13 protein-coding genes are annotated in these 17,111 nt (G+C 53.1%); 5 read left to right on the top strand and 8 right to left on the bottom strand.

The window, feature by feature from the left end:
- Positions 1 to 3: 3 nt before the first annotated feature.
- The 3 genes from ABA45_RS11355 to ABA45_RS11365 are packed head-to-tail and all read right to left on the bottom strand — an operon-like array spanning position 4 to position 3,064.
- Positions 4 to 870 (bottom strand): carbohydrate ABC transporter permease, encoded by an 867-nt coding sequence (locus ABA45_RS11355; RefSeq protein WP_048386204.1) that lies wholly within the window; start codon positions 868 to 870, stop codon positions 4 to 6.
- Positions 870 to 1,970, bottom strand: a complete 1,101-nt coding sequence (locus ABA45_RS11360) for an ABC transporter ATP-binding protein (protein ID WP_048386206.1) — start codon at positions 1,968 to 1,970, stop codon at positions 870 to 872. Before ABA45_RS11360 ends, ABA45_RS11355 begins: the two co-directional genes overlap by 1 nt.
- On the bottom strand, positions 1,970 to 3,064 hold the full coding sequence (locus ABA45_RS11365; protein ID WP_048386208.1) for an ABC transporter ATP-binding protein: 1,095 nt from the start codon (positions 3,062 to 3,064) through the stop codon (positions 1,970 to 1,972). The genes ABA45_RS11360 and ABA45_RS11365 overlap by 1 nt, the downstream gene beginning before the upstream one ends.
- Before the next feature lie 328 nt (positions 3,065 to 3,392).
- On the opposite strand from ABA45_RS11365, the gene ABA45_RS11370 reads away from it, so the two are divergent.
- A complete protein-coding gene (locus ABA45_RS11370) occupies positions 3,393 to 5,300 on the top strand; it encodes a sigma-54-dependent Fis family transcriptional regulator (RefSeq protein WP_048386210.1) in 1,908 nt (635 codons plus the stop codon).
- A 34-nt stretch (positions 5,301 to 5,334) separates the two neighbouring features.
- On the opposite strand, the gene glpK is transcribed toward ABA45_RS11370, so the two are convergent.
- Positions 5,335 to 6,807, bottom strand: a complete 1,473-nt coding sequence (gene glpK, locus ABA45_RS11375; RefSeq protein WP_048386212.1) for a glycerol kinase GlpK — start codon at positions 6,805 to 6,807, stop codon at positions 5,335 to 5,337.
- A gap of 202 nt (positions 6,808 to 7,009) precedes the next feature.
- On the opposite strand from glpK, the gene ABA45_RS11380 reads away from it, so the two are divergent.
- Together ABA45_RS11380 and glpD are read left to right on the top strand one after the other, a co-directional pair.
- A complete protein-coding gene (locus ABA45_RS11380) occupies positions 7,010 to 7,768 on the top strand; it encodes a DeoR/GlpR family transcriptional regulator (protein ID WP_048386214.1) in 759 nt (252 codons plus the stop codon).
- Positions 7,769 to 7,946: 178 nt separating this feature from the next.
- The gene (glpD, locus tag ABA45_RS11385) at positions 7,947 to 9,443 is read left to right on the top strand and encodes a glycerol-3-phosphate dehydrogenase (protein ID WP_048386216.1); all 1,497 of its coding nucleotides are present in this window, start codon (positions 7,947 to 7,949) and stop codon (positions 9,441 to 9,443) included.
- A gap of 172 nt (positions 9,444 to 9,615) precedes the next feature.
- On the opposite strand, the gene edd is transcribed toward glpD, so the two are convergent.
- Positions 9,616 to 11,448 (bottom strand): phosphogluconate dehydratase, encoded by a 1,833-nt coding sequence (edd, locus tag ABA45_RS11390; protein ID WP_048386218.1) that lies wholly within the window; start codon positions 11,446 to 11,448, stop codon positions 9,616 to 9,618.
- A 171-nt stretch (positions 11,449 to 11,619) separates the two neighbouring features.
- Here edd and gap point away from each other — a divergent pair, with 171 nt between their 5' ends.
- The gene (gene gap / locus ABA45_RS11395; protein WP_048386220.1) at positions 11,620 to 12,624 is read left to right on the top strand and encodes a type I glyceraldehyde-3-phosphate dehydrogenase; all 1,005 of its coding nucleotides are present in this window, start codon (positions 11,620 to 11,622) and stop codon (positions 12,622 to 12,624) included.
- Between the two features lie 68 nt (positions 12,625 to 12,692).
- Positions 12,693 to 14,141, top strand: a complete 1,449-nt coding sequence (gene pyk, locus ABA45_RS11400; protein ID WP_048386222.1) for a pyruvate kinase — start codon at positions 12,693 to 12,695, stop codon at positions 14,139 to 14,141.
- A gap of 79 nt (positions 14,142 to 14,220) precedes the next feature.
- Here the strand turns inward: pyk and ABA45_RS11405 are convergent, their stop codons facing one another.
- Genes ABA45_RS11405 through zwf form a run of 3 tightly spaced genes read right to left on the bottom strand, consistent with a single transcriptional unit; the run spans position 14,221 to position 17,091 of the window.
- A complete protein-coding gene (locus tag ABA45_RS11405; protein ID WP_048386224.1) occupies positions 14,221 to 14,895 on the bottom strand; it encodes a bifunctional 4-hydroxy-2-oxoglutarate aldolase/2-dehydro-3-deoxy-phosphogluconate aldolase in 675 nt (224 codons plus the stop codon).
- Positions 14,896 to 14,903: 8 nt separating this feature from the next.
- On the bottom strand, positions 14,904 to 15,629 hold the full coding sequence (gene pgl / locus ABA45_RS11410) for a 6-phosphogluconolactonase (protein ID WP_048386226.1): 726 nt from the start codon (positions 15,627 to 15,629) through the stop codon (positions 14,904 to 14,906).
- Positions 15,616 to 17,091: a glucose-6-phosphate dehydrogenase gene (gene zwf / locus ABA45_RS11415; protein ID WP_048386227.1), complete on the bottom strand. Its 1,476-nt coding sequence runs from the start codon at positions 17,089 to 17,091 to the stop codon at positions 15,616 to 15,618. The genes pgl and zwf overlap by 14 nt, the downstream gene beginning before the upstream one ends.
- Positions 17,092 to 17,111 lie beyond the last annotated feature (20 nt).

Below are 17,111 nucleotides of genomic sequence, written 5' to 3' on the forward strand. Positions count from 1 at the left end.
TCCTTATTTTTCTTTGTCATCTTGAGTGATGGCGGTAAAGAACAGCCACGAAATCAACAGCACAATCATGAAGTAGATCAGCGAGAAGGCAGCTGCACGACCCAGGTCAAACTGTCCGATGGCCATGGTGGTTAATGTTTGGCTCAAAAAGGTGGTCGAACTGCCAGGCCCACCGCCGGTCAATACAAACGGCTCGGTATAAATCATAAAGCTGTCCATAAAGCGCAACAGCACCGCAATGATCAACACGCTTTTCAGCCGTGGGAGCTGGATATAACGGAACACTGCCCATTTAGAGGCGCGGTCAATTTCAGCTGCTTGATAAAAGGCTTCCGGGATGGCGCGCAGGCCCGAGTAGCAAAGCAGCGCTACCAGCGGAGTCCAGTGCCATACGTCCATTAGCAAAACCGTTAACCACGCGTCGACGGTGTCGCCGGTGTAGTTGTAGTCAAAGCCAAGCTCGTTAAGGCCCCAGCCAAACAGGCCAATGTCGCCCCTAGCGAAAACCTGCCAGATGGTGCCTACCACGTTCCAGGGAATCAGCAGCGGAATAGCGATCAGAATCAGACACACAGACCCTTTAATGCCAGACTTCGGCATCATCAGCGCAACACTGATGCCCAACGGGATCTGAATAAGCAGCACAGCGCCAGAGAACATGAACTGGCGAATCAGGGAATCCTGCAAACGCTCGTCACCCAGGACCTCTTTGAACCACTCGGTACCGACGAAAAACGCCTGCCCCGGGCCAAAAATATCCTGTACCGAATAGTTCACAACGGTCATCAGCGGGATCAACGCTGAAAAAGCAACCAGCAAAAATACCGGCAACACCAGCCACCACGCGCGGTTATTCTGGATTTTTTGCATCACTGCGGCTCCTGTACCAGGAATTCATCGACATACAGCTTCAGCCACTGTTGCGGGAACGAAAGGTTCGTGCGGCTGCCAATGGCACCCTCAAACTCTTCGTTCATCCGCACTTTCATCTCCTGCTGATCCAGCTGCACGGTGATAATTTTGTAGGTACCGAGGTCTTCCATATCCAGAATCTCGGCCTCGTAGGTGTCGTCCGAAGCAGTCGGAGACAGCTGGATAAACTCCGGACGGATCCCGATTTTGATGTTTTTGGATGTGAGGCGTTTCAACAGTTCGACCTGCCACGGCGCCAAGTCTACCTGAGTAGACCTGAAACGAACCCCTGCGGCGCTGCGCTCTACTTCAACCAGGTTCATACCTGGGCTGCCAATAAAGTAGCCAACAAAGGTATGGTTAGGCTGCTCGAACAACTCGGTGGGCGTGCCGAACTGAACGATCTGGCCGCCATACATCACCGCAATCTTGTCAGCAAATGTAGACGCTTCCAGCTGATCGTGGGTCACGTACACCATGGTGATATCAAACTGCTCGTGAATCTGCTTCAGTTTGCGCCGCAGTTTCCACTTCAACTGGGGGTCAATCACCGTAAGCGGTTCATCAAACAGAATGGCCGACACGTCTTCCCGCACCAAACCGCGCCCCATGGACACTTTCTGCTTTTCGTCGGCGGTCAGATTTTTAGCCTTTTTGTAGAGCTTGTCTTCAATTTCCAGCACTTCGGCAATTTCTTGCACCCGCGCCTTGATGCGTGACTTCGGTATTTTGTTGTTCTTTAACGGAAATGCCAGGTTATCAAACACGGTCATGGAGTCGTAAACGACCGGAAACTGGAACACTTGGGCGATGTTACGATCCCGCGGCGACAGCTCGTTGACCCGCTTACCGTCAAACAGCACTTCACCTTCAGAGGGCTGAACCAGGCCGGAAATAATATTCAGCATGGTGCTTTTGCCACAACCAGATGGCCCTAGCAGAGCGTAGGCGCCGCCTTCATGCCAAACGTGGTCGAGCTGGCGAATCGCATAGTCTTCTGGTCCGCCAGGCTTATCGCTGTAGCTGTGAGCCAGTGATTTCAATTGAATTTCAGCCATTAGACAGCCCCTCCTAGTATCCGCGATGGTGTTTGCACCAACTTTTCGGCGCTGTCGAAAACAAACAGCTTGTTGATGGGCAGGTAGACCTTAACCGGGGCACCGGTGTGGTATTGGTGAACACCCATCAGCTGCATCACCATTTCAAAATGGCTGTTTTCGATGTGTATAAACGTTTCCGAACCGCTGATTTCGCTCAGCGCGACTTCCATCGAAATTTCAAGATCGTCGTCGTTGGCCGGCACCAGAGCAATGTGGCTCGGGCGAACCCCGAACCAGTAATCTCCTGGCATCAGTTTGGACAATTCTTGAGTCAAAGCATGATGGGAGTATTCATCAAACGTTACTTCGGTGTCTGTCACGCGTCCGCGGATCATATTCATCGGCGGTTCACTGAACAGCTGCGCAGCCAGGGTATTTACCGGTGACCGGTACACATCCATAACCGGACCGTTCTGAATCACACTCCCTTCATGCAACAGCGTGGTTGTGCCGCCCAACGCCAAGGCTTCGTTGGCTTCCGTGGTGGCGTATACCGCAATACACTGGCGTTCACGGAACAAGTCGCGCAGTTCGGCCCGCAGTTCTTCCCGCAATTTATAATCAAGGTTGACCAAGGGTTCATCGAACAGCACCAATGTGGCATCTTTAACCAATGCTCGCGCCATCGCCGTACGCTGTTGCTGGCCACCGGAAAGTTCAAGAGGATAGCGCTTCAGGAGGGGGCTAATCTGCAGCATGGCCGCGGTTTCTTTCACCCGGCGGTCAATCTCAGACTCAGTCATTTTCGCCAGGCGCAAAGGCGACGCAATGTTTTCATACACCGTTATGCCTGGGTAATTGATGAATTGCTGGTAGATCATCGAGACGTTCCGGGCTTGTACGCTCTGTCCGGTTACATCCTGGCCGTTGAAGATCAAGCGACCTTCGTTGGGTTTATCAAGCCCGGCCATCAAGCGCATCATCGAGGTCTTGCCCGAGAGCGTTCGACCTAGCAGCACATTGAAAGAGCCAGCCTGAAAGGTGAGATTGGCATTCCGGATATAGTCGACACCGTCGACCCTGTGGGAGAGGTTCTCCAGAGTTAAGGACATATCTGTTCCTTGTTGTTCTTGTGGAAACACATCTGAGCAAATGATCGCGCCCGATCTTTTGATCGCGAGTCAGGCAACGCAAAGGCCATACCAGCTTTTCACAATTCTACGTAAAAATACTTATATTTATGATTTATATAGACTTTTTTATTTCCGTTCTTTCTAAATAGAAATTAAAGATGTTCGCTTAACACTACTTTGTTCAACTTGAACATTGACCTCAACACAAATTACACAGATTATTGAACAGTATTTAGCGCAATAATGACCAACCCGCTTCGCAAATCGGCACCGAATAACTCGAAAACGAACACAGAGATGCGGCTTAATGAAAAACACCAAATACGAAATTGAACGCAGTCTGGTCGAACAATCCTGGGATCGCTGCATCGCCTGGGGCCTTGATCACGACTTCGAACCCACTCCACCGGCACCCGGCGCGGCACAGGTAGAAGAGCTGGAACGCCAATATCACGAGCTACTGGCCAGTACCGAAGCCGAAGTGCTGCCGTACTATCGCAACGTGCTTTCCAGTAGCCGCTGCCTGATTCTGCTAGCAAACCGGCACGCAACGGTGCTTAAAAGCTGGGGGGACGAGCGCGTTACTGAGGCACAGTTGAAACCCTGGTTTCAGCAAGGCGCAAACTGGCAGGAGGAGCGCTGTGGTACAAACGCCATAGGCACTGCGATTGCCACCAACAAAGCGGTGCAGATTCAGCGCAACGAACACTTTCTAAAACTCAATCGCAGCATGATTGGCTCAGCCGCGCCTATTTTTGACGCACACAAGCAGTTGGTCGGCGTACTCAGCGTATTCAGTGACGCCTACCTACCCCAGGCTCACACTCTGGGTGTGGTTCGGTTGCTAGCGCAGTCGGTAGACAATCGCCTGCTAAGGCGGCAATTTGAGCGCGACCATTTTATGCTGACACTCAGTACCACCGCAGACAACTTCGACAGCCCCTGGTCTGGCATACTGATTTGCGATGATTTGGGGCGTGTCGTGGCCAGCAATCAACGGGCCGACCAACTGTTAAGTAAAACGACCGTTGGGGTTCGGCTGGACGACCTGTTTACGACCCATCGCAATCACATTCTTGGGCACCCAGCGCAATCTGCATTACAGCTCAGCACTAAAAATCGGGTGCGCCTGAGTGCGAAAGTCCAACGACCCACGATTGCTCAGGTACGGCCGCCCGCCCGAGCCCCTTCAGCAGTAGCACCTCAAAGCAAGGCGACAAATACGAACAGCGCCGACTTTTCAACACTCGAATACGGCGACGCAACCGTTCGCCGCTGCGCCGAGCAAAGCCTGAAAGTGTTGGAGCGCGGCGTGCCAGTGCTGATTACCGGGGAAACCGGGGTTGGCAAAGAAGTGCTGGTTAAAGCACTGCATCAGGCCACACAGCGCAAAGAGCAGGCGTTGGTTGCGGTTAATTGCGCGGCTATTCCGCTGGAACTGGTGGAGTCGGAACTGTTTGGCTACGAAGCCGGCGCCTTTACCGGAGCACGGGCGCAAGGTTCATTGGGGTTCATTCGTAAAGCTCACAAAGGCATTTTGTTTCTGGATGAAATTGGCGAAATGCCTTTATCGGCACAGTCAAGGTTATTGCGGGTACTTCAGGAACGGGTGGTAACACCGGTTGGGGCCACCGACAGTATTGCGGTAGATATTCTACTGATAACAGCCACGAACCGTGCACCGGCCTTACACGTTGAATCGGGACAATTACGCGCAGACCTTTACTATCGCATCAACGGGCTGTGTGTCGAGCTGCCAGCACTTCGTGATCGCACTGACAAACACAACCTGGTGCAACATATTTACAGCCAATACCGCGATCCAGAGCAAAGCGAGGCACTGTCGCCGCGAATTCTGGCAGCCCTGACCCATCACCCGTGGCCCGGAAATATTCGCCAACTGGTCAATGTGATCAGGGTAGCTGTTGCCATTGCCGACGGCGAAGATCTCCAGATATGGCATCTGCCCACCGATTTTTTGGCCCAGCTTGAGACTACCGCTGCCGGAAACCTGTTAGACGCCGTTACCTCCAGTACTGGCGAAAGCGGCTCGGAGACCGCGCTTGGCGAACTGAAAAAAGCCGCGCCCGAACCCCTTGTTCACACCTTGCAGGTCTATCAAAAATGCATGGGCAACATTTCCAGCGCAGCGCGAGAGCTATCAATCAGCCGTAACACACTCTACAAACGCCTGCGGGAACTGGGGGTGCGTTAGCGCGCGCAACCGACGTTTATAATTCCCGCTTCGCTTAAAGTTTGTGTACCGCCTGAATCCAGCCTGCGTACAATCGATCGCGATCTGATTTCGACATCATCGGTTCAAAGCGGCGTTCGCAGCGCCATAACTCGGCGAGCTCTTCCAGCGATCCGTATACACCGGCTTTTAAACCCGCCAAATAAGCGACGCCCAGAGCCGTGGTCTCTACCAACGAAGGCCGATCAACGGTTGCGCCCAGAATGTCTGCCAAGAACTGCATGACCCAATTGTTTTTGACCATGCCGCCATCTACCCGCAAGGTGATTGGACGAATACCGTCTTTCTCCATGGCTTTCTGCAGATCTTTGGTCTGATAACACACCGACTGCAATCCAGCGGTTACAATTTCCTTGATACCAGTATCACGGGTCAGGCCAAAAATTGCACCGCGGGCATTAGGGTCCCAGTAAGGTGCACCCAGCCCGGTGAACGCCGGCACTAAATAAACGCCGTGATCTACCGGCGTGCCTTCCGCCAGCGGCTCGGCCTCGGATGCATTACTGATCAGTTGCAAACCATCGCGCAGCCACTGAATCGTTGCCCCGGCAATAAAGATACTGCCCTCTATTGCATAGGTCGGTTTTCCATTCAGGCGGTAGGCGACCGTTGTCAGCAATCGATGCTCGGACTGCAGCGCTTTATCACCGGTATTGAGCATAAGAAAACAACCGGTGCCGTAGGTGCTCTTTGCCATACCAACCTCGAAACAGGTCTGGCCGAACAACGCCGCCTGCTGATCGCCGGCAACCCCTAAAACAGACACACCGTTCAGGGCACCACCTTCCGTGATTTTGCCAAAATCGTCTGACGAATCCATCACCTCGGGCAGCAAGGACGCGGGAATATCGAATAATTCCAGTAGCTCTTCATCCCACTGCTGGGTATGAATATTAAACAGCAACGTGCGGCTGGCGTTGGTCGCGTCGGTGCGGTGCACCTGCCCCCCTGTGAGCTTCCATAACAGGAAACTGTCAACGGTTCCAAAAACCAATTCCCCACGTTCCGCCCGTTCCCGCGTGCCTGGAACATTTTCCAGAATCCAACGAATTTTTGTGGCGGAAAAATAAGGGTCAATTAACAGTCCGGTTTTACTATGCACTAAGGGTTCATGGTTGGACGACTTCATTGTTTTGCAGTAAGCGGCGGTTCGCCGATCTTGCCAGACAATCGCGTTATAAACCGGCTCGCCGGTTTTCCGATCCCATATTATGGTGGTCTCACGCTGATTGGTAATACCCACCGCGACCACTTCGTCATTAACACCAAACTCTTCTGCCATCACCTCGTCGCAGGTACTTTTCACCGTTGACCAGATGTCTGCCGGCTTATGCTCGACCCAGCCACTGTCAGGAAAATGCTGGGGAAACTCCTGCTGCCGTACCGCATGAATATTACCGTGCAAGTCAAAAAGAATGGCACGGGAACTGGTAGTTCCCTGATCTATGGCAAGTATATATTGACTCATTTTTTGTAGACCTCGCTTTCTTATTTGTTCGTATTTTTACTTTTTTGAACATGAATGCCAAGAAGTTTTACCTATGTCCGCACTCAACTCCCCTCTGTTGGACCCGAACGGCTGCATACAGCATAGAAAACGATTAAGCTTTTGTAGTATTTCCAATCAAACAGACAATCGTATAATAAGAACCCCAAGTGGAGGATGTTGAATGGCTCAGCGGCGCCGACAGGATTTGATTATGGAACTGATCCAGCACAACGGGTTTGTCACCACCGAGCAGCTGGTAGAACAGTTCAAAGTAACGCCGCAAACCATTCGCCGAGACTTGAACGAGCTAGCAAAACATAAAAAGCTAAGGCGCCATCACGGTGGTGCGGGCATAGACTCAAGCACCGTCAACACCGACTATCAAGCCCGCAAGATTATGGACCTGGAGGCCAAAGAACGCATTGCCGAAGCCATGATCAAGCTGATCCCCGACAACTCCTCGATGTTCATCAACATTGGCACCACCACTGAGACCATTGCTAAAGCGTTGCTTGAAAAGAAAAACTTACAGATTGTAACCAACAATTTGCACGTAGCCTCTATTCTATCCGCTAAAGACGACTTTCACGTTATTATCGCTGGTGGCGAAGTTCGCAGTCGCGATGGAGGCATTGTAGGCGAAGCCACCCGAGATTTTATCAATCAATTCAAAATGGATTTTGGCATTATCGGCATCAGCGGCATTCACAACGACGGCTCGCTACTTGATTTTGACTACCGCGAAGTACGGGTAGCCCAGTCAATCATTGCCAATTCCGGTCAGGTTCTGCTGGCGGCGGACCATTCAAAGTTTGGCCGCAACGCCATGGTTCGGTTAGGCAACATCACCCAAGCTGATCACGTCTTCACTGACCAGCTACCCCCCCCGGAAATCTCGCAACTGCTCATCGAGCACGATGTTACTCTTCATTTAGTCTGATTTTTGTGCAACTAATTGGCTTGGTGTTTTATATGTTCTTTTATTTTCGCTTTTTTTCTATTTTTTCCTTTACGAATATATCCAGCTTCCGCATAATGGATTTTTAGCTCATATGAACTCTGAAAAGCGCGCATAACCAGAAAGCGTCCTTTCGAATGGCATCAGGAGATGACCGACTATGACTGCAGATCACCAACGTTATGACGTCGTTATCGTTGGCGGCGGCGTAAATGGTACCGGCATCGCAATGGACGCTGCAGGCCGAGGCTTAAAAGTACTGCTTTGTGAAATGAATGATTTGGCTTCGGCGACGTCATCCAGCAGCAGCAAGCTTATTCACGGCGGACTGCGTTACCTGGAACACTATGAATTTCGCCTAGTGCAAAAAGCACTGGCAGAGCGCGAGTCGCTTTTGCGCAATTCTCCTCACATCATGTGGCCCATGCGCTTTCGTTTGCCACACCGGTCGCACTTGCGCCCGGCGTGGATGATTCGTGCAGGTTTATTTCTATATGATCATTTGGCCAAGCGGGAAATTTTGCCCGGTTCCAAATCCATTCGTTTTGATGGGTCCGGTCCGTTAAAACCGGATATCACCCGCGGCTTTGAATATTCCGATGGTTGGGTAGACGACGCACGACTGGTGGTACTGACCGCTAAAAAAGCCCAGCAATCTGGCGCCACCATTTTAACCCGCACCAAGTGCGTAGATGCGGTACGCGGTCGCGACGAATGGCAAATTACCCTTCGTGACACCGACACAAACGCAGATCAAATGATTTCTGCCAAGTGCATTGTGAACGCTTCGGGCCCTTGGGTAAGTTCATTGTTTGGTGAGAGCCTGTCGATGCCGGCGCCGAAAATGATCCGCATGGTAAAAGGCAGCCACATTGTGGTGCCCCGCCTGAACCAAGAAGAAGAGGCCTATATTCTTCAAAACGAAGACGACCGCATTGTGTTCGTCATTCCTTACGAAGATAACTTCTCGCTGATTGGCACCACCGACGTTGAATACGAAGGCAACCCGAAAGATGCCAAAATCTCGCCGGAAGAAACCACCTATTTGCTGAAAATTGTGAACTCGCACTTTAAGCGACAGCTGCAACCGTCTGACGTGGTCTGGTCTTATTCGGGCGTGCGCCCGCTGATGGACGGTGAAGAAGAGAACGCACAGAAAGCCTCCCGCGACTACACCTTTGAAGTAAGCGAAGAGAAAGACAAAGCGCCTTTGGTTTCGGTGTTTGGTGGCAAAATCACTACGTATCGCAAACTGGCGGAAGCGGCTACCGATAAAGTGTGCCACTTCTTCAAAAACACCCAGGGCCATTGGACCAAAACGGCCGTGCTTCCGGGTGGCGACTTTGACAACCAGATTAATCTGGCCGCTTCACTCAATCAGGCCTATCCCTGGTTGCCGGAAAAACTGGTCAGCCGCTACGTGCGCACCTACGGCACAACGTCACGGGATATTCTGAACAATTGCGCTAGCGTAGACGATCTTGGCAAGCACTTCGTGGGCACGCTGTATGAGAGAGAAGTAGAGCACTTGGTCAGAAACGAATGGGCCATGACCACTGAAGACATCCTTTGGCGCCGCACCAAGCAAGGACTTTACGCCTCAGACATCGACGTTGCGGCATTGGACAGCTACCTGGCAGACAAGGAAGCAGCGTAACGCGACAAATCCTGTCCACGCTCTATTTTCTTTTCTCCATTCTCCAGCGCAGCGCCTGATACTTTCTCAGACACTTTTCTCCGGCCGGACTGTTCCGTCCGGAGATTTTTTCCCTGATATTAAGGAGAAAGTCAGACCTGACGTTGTTTTGTACAAACGCAAAATTGCAGTCCTATATGTCAGTTTCATTGTCGTAATTCCAGAACACACTGGCGCCCTGTTCCGGACTGCTGGTGCTGCGGCGCATCCAACCAAACAGTTCACGGCCATGGCCGTGATGGGATGCCGCCAAGTTAGGTTTTACCGGTTCGCGACTAGCAAGAACCTGTTCGTCTAACAAAAGCTCCAGCGAACCGGTACCTGCATTCAGGGATATAACGTCACCATCGCGCACTTTGGCTAGGGCACCACCGGTAAGTGCTTCCGGATAAACGTGTATGGCCGCTGGCACTTTGCCCGAGGCGCCAGACATACGCCCATCGGTCACCAGCGCCACCTGAAAACCGCGATCCTGCAGAACACCCAGGTAGGGCGTCAGCTTATGCAGCTCCGGCATACCGTTGGCTTTTGGCCCCTGAAAACGCACAACCACTACGCAATCCCGATTCAGCTCACCGGCATCAAACGCGGCTTTCAGTTCGTTCTGGTCGTTGAATACCACTGCTGGCGCCTGCACTTTGTGATGCTGAGGTGCTACCGCCGACACTTTTATAACTCCACGGCCAAGGTTGCCGTTAAGCACCTTCAGGCCTCCGCCTTCGGAAAACGGTTTGGCAGCACTGCTCAGCACGCTCGGGTCAAGGCTCTTTGCCGGTGCCGGCTGCCAGGTCAGTTCGCCGTTTTTCAGCGCAGGCCCCCGGGTATAACGCTCAAGACCAAAACCCATCACGGTTTGTACATCGTTGTGCAAATAGCCGTGGCTGAGCAGTTCGCGAATCAAAAAAGGTGTGCCACCGGCGTCGTGGAAGGCATTGATATCCGCTTCGCCATTGGGATAAATGCGGGTCATGGAAGGCACCACCGACGACAGCTCAGCGTAGTCGTTCCAGTCAATAATAACGCCGGCAGCGCGAGCAATGGCCACCCAGTGCAAAGTGTGGTTGGTGGACCCACCAGTGACCAGCAATGCTACCAGCGCATTTACAATGGACTTTTCATCCACCATGTCACCCAACCCTAGAGTGCCGCCCTGGGGTTTCGAAAGGCGAATAACCTGCTCTGTAGAGACACGAGTCAGCTGCTCACGCAAGGGCGTGCCAGGATTCACAAACGCACTGCCCGGCAGGTGCAGACCCATCACCTCAACCAACAACTGGTTGCTGTTGGCAGTACCGTAAAAGGTGCAGGTGCCAGGACTGTGGTAGGACTTACTTTCGGCTTCCAGCAGTTCTTCTTTACCAATTTTGCCCTCGGCGTGCAGTTGCCGAATGCGCTGCTTCTCTTTGTTAGGAAGCCCGGACGGCATGGGGCCGGCCGGCACCAGAATGGTTGGCAAGTAGCCGAAGCTGAGTGCGCCTATCAACAGTCCCGGAACAATCTTGTCGCAAATGCCCAGCAGCAGTGTTGCATCGAACATGTTGTGGCTGAGCGAAACCGCCGTACTCATGGCGATGGTGTCTCGCGAAAACAGGCTAAGCTCCATACCCGGCTGGCCCTGGGTAACGCCATCACACATGGCCGGTGTACCACCCGCGAACTGGGCCATAGACCCCATGCCACGGGCAGCCTTACGAATAACATCGGGAAACGACGCGTAAGGCTGGTGCGCCGACAACATATCGTTGTACGCAGACACAATCGCCACATTGGCCCGGTTCATCAGCTTAAGAGTGTCTTTATCGCCCTGCTCGCAAGCGGCAAAACCGTGGGCCAGATTACCGCAAGACAAGGTGCCGCGCTGGGGCGAACTGTTCTTCAACGCCTGCATACGCGTCAGATAATCCAGACGCCATGCTCGGCTGCGCTCAATAATTCTTTGGGTTACGCGATCAACGGTCGGGTTCATGGCAAGCTCCACTGGCAGCAGGTTTGTTTGATTATTTTGACTAACAACGTATTTTTACGTTTTATTTCTTACATTTTACCGGTTTTAGTGTTCATTTGTTTGCGTTTTGTTGATACATTTACTACATCAATCGTATTTCCGAAAAAAGATCATCCGTCTAGGAGTAACATCATGACCATCCGAATCGCAATTAACGGGTTTGGCCGCATTGGCCGCAACACGCTTCGCGCTCTTTACGAGAACAATTATCGTGAGCAGATGCAGGTGGTCGCTATTAATGACCTGGGCGATGCCGAAACCAACGCTCACCTGCTCAAGTATGACAGTGTTCACGGGCGTTTTACTGCCGACGTAAGCCACGATGCCGACTCCCTCAGCGTGAACGGCGACCGCATTGCCATCAGCGCGATCCGCAACCCCGTCGACCTGCCGTGGAAAGATCTGGGCGTAGACGTGGTTCTGGAGTGCACGGGTTTGTTCACAACACGTGAAAAAGCCGCGGGCCATTTACAGGCGGGGGCCCGCAAAGTGATTATTTCTGCACCCAGCCCGGACGCAGACGCCATGGTGGTTTTCGGTGTAAACGACCAGATTCTGAGCGCCGACCATCACATTATTTCCAACGCCTCCTGCACCACTAACTGCCTGGCGCCGATTGCAGAAGCGTTGAACAATGCGGTCGGAATTGAAAGCGGATTAATGACCACCATTCACTCCTATACCAACGACCAGAATTTAAGCGATGTTTACCATTCAGACCTTTACCGCGCGCGCTCAGCCACCCAGTCGATGATCCCCACCAAAACCGGTGCCGCCGCCGCGATTGGTAAAATCATTCCGGCACTGAACGGCAAGTTGGACGGCCTGGCGATTCGTGTACCGACCATTAATGTGTCGCTGGTCGACTTTGGCTTTATTGCGAACCGCGACACCTCCGTAGAGGAAGTTAACGCGGCGGTGAAAGCCGCGGCTGAAAAAAGCAGCGTACTGGGATACAACCAGGAAAAACTGGTAAGCGTTGACTTTAACCATGACGCTCGTTCGAGTATTTTTGATGCCAACCACACGCGCGTGATCGGGCGTCATGTAAAAGTCATGGCTTGGTATGATAATGAATGGGGGTTCTCGAACCGAATGCTGGATAATGCTGCTGCACTTATAAAAGCCAGCCAATGAAGGCAAAAGCCGACAGCCAGCCAAACCGCATAAGCGAAACACCTTCCCATTCTGAAAGGACACCCACCATGCTCCGGCGTACGAAGATTGTTGCCACCCTTGGTCCCGCTACTGATAGCCCCGAATCTCTGGGCGCTATTATTGCTGCGGGTGTCGACGTTACCCGTCTGAATTTTTCCCACGGCACTGCGGAAGATCACGAAAAGCGCGCGCGCCTGGTCCGCGACACCGCCAAGGCACAGGGCCGTTTTGTCGCTATTATGGCCGACCTGCAAGGACCAAAATTGCGCATTGCCCGCTTTTGCGACAATAAAGTCACCCTTACCGCCGGCCAAACCTTTGTGCTGGACGCCACCATGGACAAAGAAAGTGGCACCTCCGATTGCGTAGGCATCGATTACGAACAGCTTATCCGTGATGTAAAACCCGGTGACATTCTGGTGCTGGACGACGGCCGTATCGAAATGCAGATAGACGCAGTAGACGATCACAGCATCACCTCTACGGTTTTGATCGGTGGGCCCTTGTCTAACAACAAAGGCCTGAACAAGCGCGGCGGTGGCCTGTCAGCTGAGGCGCTGACCGAGAAAGACAAGCAAGACATTGTTACTGCCGCCAGATTGGGCGCAGATTATGTTGCCGTTTCTTTCGTTCGCAACGCCGAAGACATGCACACCGCCCGTCGTTTGCTGAAAGAGGCCGGCTCTGAAGCAGGGCTGGTCGCAAAAATTGAACGCGCCGAGCTGGCCCACGATGACGCCGCACTGGATGCGGTTATCGAAGCGTCTGACGTGGTCATGGTTGCCCGCGGCGATCTGGCAGTGGAGATCGGCGATGCCGAACTGGTCGGTGTGCAGAAGCACATTATTCAGCGCGCTCGGATTCTCAATCGCGCGGTAATTACGGCCACCCAGATGATGGAATCGATGATCACCAACCCCATGCCCACCCGCGCCGAAGTGTCGGATGTGGCTAACGCGGTGATGGATTACACTGACGCCGTGATGCTGTCGGCAGAAACTGCTGTGGGGGATTATCCGGTGGAAGCGGTAGCCGCCATGGTGCGAATTTGCATTGGTGCGGAGAAACACCCCTCCATGCACCAGTCCAAACATCGGATGCACGAATCCATGGGACAAGTAGACGAAGCCATTGCTCTGTCTGCCATGTACGCGGCCAATCACTTGAACGGCATAGCCGCTATCATCTGCCTGACCGAAACCGGTGCAACCCCGCGGCTAATGTCTCGTATCAAGTCCAGCCTGCCGATTTATGCGTTTTCACGCCATCACACCACCCAGCACCGAGTCGTGATGTACCGTGGTGTACAAACCGTACCCTTTGATGCTGCAAACTTTGCAGCCGAAGAGACCAATACCCAGGCGGTTGAGCAACTGGTAAAACAAGGCGTGGTGAAAGACGGCGACTTGGTTGTTGTTACCAAAGGCAACTTTACCAATGCCCAAGGCGGCACGAACTCCATGCAGATTCTACGTGTTGGTGAACATCTGCACTAAACCGCGGGTTATTCAGACACAAAAAACGCCGGCTTGCTGGCGTTTTTTTGTGTCTGTTCACGGCCTATTCGTGTGAACTTTACGTCTCAGTTACGCTGCTCCACGCGCCTAGTTCGGCCAGGCTTGCCCTGGCCAGTTCGCGGACTCTCGCCCAATCGCCGGTGGCCACTGCGTCTTCCGGCGCCAGCCAGGTTCCGCCCACGGTCATCACGTTGTCCAAAGCCAGGTAATCCGCTGCGGTGTTTTGGCGAATACCGCCGGTAGGGCAAAACCGAACTCCGGCAAACGGTCCACTCAGCGCTCGCAAGCCCGCCGTACCACCGGCCACTTCTGCTGGGAAGAATTTGAAACGGCGGTATCCCAACTGGTAACCACTCATTAATTCTGACGCCGTAGCAATGCCTGGCAGCAGCGGCACCTGAGCTTGCAACCCGTATTCCAGCAACGGCAGTGTGATTCCCGGTGTTACGACAAAATGCGCACCCGCCGCCTCTGCCTGCTTATATTGCTCTACCGTTAACACCGTACCGGCGCCTACAAAGGCGTCAGGAAGCGCCTTACGCAGAGCACGAATGGCATCCAGACCGTATTCAGTGCGCAAAGTGATCTCGAACACTTTAAGCCCGCCCTGCATCAACGCCTCGCACAGAGGCACTGCGGTGTCTGGGTGATTAATAGTGATCACCGGCAGCAGCGGCGACAGGCTGACGATGTCGTCTAACCGCTGGCATTGGGCTTGCGCTTGAACATTCATCGATAAGGTCACTTTGCGGGGCTCCAAAAAATGTGCAAACCCGACCGCAGAAACGCGCGGATTGGCATTTGCGCCCAGTTATCAGGTTCAGTCAATGCCTTGCTCAAAGTGGCCAGTTTGTCGTCGCCCTGAATGTGCAGAATACAATTACGGGCGCCGGCAATGGCGCTGCGGGTCAGAGTGATTCGCGCCTGGGCGTGTTGTGGTGGGGTTATCACCGCCAATTTACGGCCGTTGTGTTCCGCCATGGCCGTGACCAGTTCCGGCGCATCCGGAAATAACGATGCGGTATGACCGTCGTTGCCCATACCCAACACCACCACGTCCAGCGGCCAGTTCAGAGATTCAAGCCGCTGGCCAACCGCACCTAGGCCAGCTGAAGGACTTGCGACGTTTTCGTACAGTGGATGAAAACGTGCCACTGCAGCCCCTCCCTGCAACAGATGCGCGCGTATCTGGGCGCTGTTGCTGTCTGGGTGCGACGGATCTACCCAGCGTTCGTCTACCTGCACAACGTCTATCCGCTGCCAGTCCAGAACTTGCTGGGTCAAAGCCTTAAACAGCAAAATCGGTGTACTGCCGCCAGACAACGCAACGCTAGCCCGCGGCGCTACTTCAAGACGTTGGCGCAGAATCAACGCAATTTGCTCTGCCAATTTCCGGGCAAGGTCGGCCGGTGTTGCAGCCCGATACCAAAATACGCCATCAGGCAATAAGGGCTTAAACATCTTCATACCAGTTTCGTCCGTCACGGGTTATTAAAGCCACCGATGCCACCGGCCCCCAACCACCTGCGGCGTAACGTTTTGGTGGCTCGCCGCTGTCTTGCCAATTGGTGATGATCTGGTCTATCCAGCGCCAGGCATGTTCAACTTCGTCGCGGCGCACAAACAGGTATTGTTGGCCTTTCATGACTTCCCACAGCAGCCGTTCATAAGCTTCGGGGATACGAACCTTGGCAAAAGTTTCGGCGAAGCTCAGTTCCAACGGCCCCTGGCGCAGGCGCATGCCTTTATCCAGGCCTTGGTCTTTGGTGAGTATTTTCAGCGCCATACCTTCGTCTGGCTGCAGGCGGATAATCAATTTATTGTTGGCCAGATGTTTCTGGTCCGGGTCAAAGATATAGTGCGGTGCCGGTTTGAAATGAATGACGATTTGGGAAAACTTTTCAGGCAGCCGTTTGCCTGTGCGGATGTAAAATGGCACACCGGACCAGCGCCAGTTATCGATTTCTACTTTCAGGGCGACAAAGGTTTCGGTATCACTGGATTTATCAGCACCTTTTTCATCAAGGTATCCGGGCACCGCCTTGCCCTCGCTGGAACCTGCAGTGTACTGCCCGCGCACCGCGTAATGTTCCATCATGGCGGGCGTAATTTTGCGCAGAGCCTTCAGCACTTTCACTTTTTCATCGCGAATGCTGTCTGCCGACAAATCAGATGGTGGATCCATGGCAATCAGGCACAGCAGTTGCAACAGGTGATTCTGAATCATGTCACGCAATTGCCCGGCCTTGTCGAAATAGCCCCAACGCCCTTCAATACCCAAACTTTCTGCCACAGTGATTTCCACGTGGGAAATGTGGTTCTGATCCCACTGGGAGGCAAAAAGATTGTTGGCGAAACGCAGGGCAATCAGATTTTGTACGGTCTCTTTGCCCAGATAATGGTCAATACGGAACAGCTCACTTTCAGCGTATACCTCACCCAGTGCATCATTGATGACCCGCGACGATTGCAGATCATGGCCGATGGGTTTCTCAACCACCACCCGAATGTTCTCGCTGCAACAGTCGGAATCTCGTAGATTGCGCGCAATCACCCCGTACAACGACGGTGGTGTAGCCATGTACACAATCAGATTATTATTGACGCTGTCGCGCCAACCGTTCAATTCCGGGTAACTCTCGCAGCAGCTGAAATCAAGGCTGCGGTATTCCACCCGCTGCACCAGACGCTCTACAACCGATTGGTCAAATTCTTCAGCCGGAACCCGCTGGCGCAAATTATCGACAATCTGCTGGCGCACATCGTCAGTACTGTGCTCGTGCCGGGCCAGTGCCAGAACACGGCTTCCTTCAGCAAGCAATTCCGCGCGTTCAAGCTGGTAAAGCGCCGGAAACAGTTTGCGGTTGGCCAGGTCGCCCAAGGCGCCAAAAATCATCAAGTCGCAGCGAGTATGGTCTGATTTGGTCATTGTAGTAATTTTATCCAATA

It is taken from the genome of Marinobacter psychrophilus (assembly GCF_001043175.1).
In the GTDB taxonomy this organism is placed as follows: Bacteria; Pseudomonadota; Gammaproteobacteria; order Pseudomonadales; family Oleiphilaceae; genus Marinobacter; species Marinobacter psychrophilus.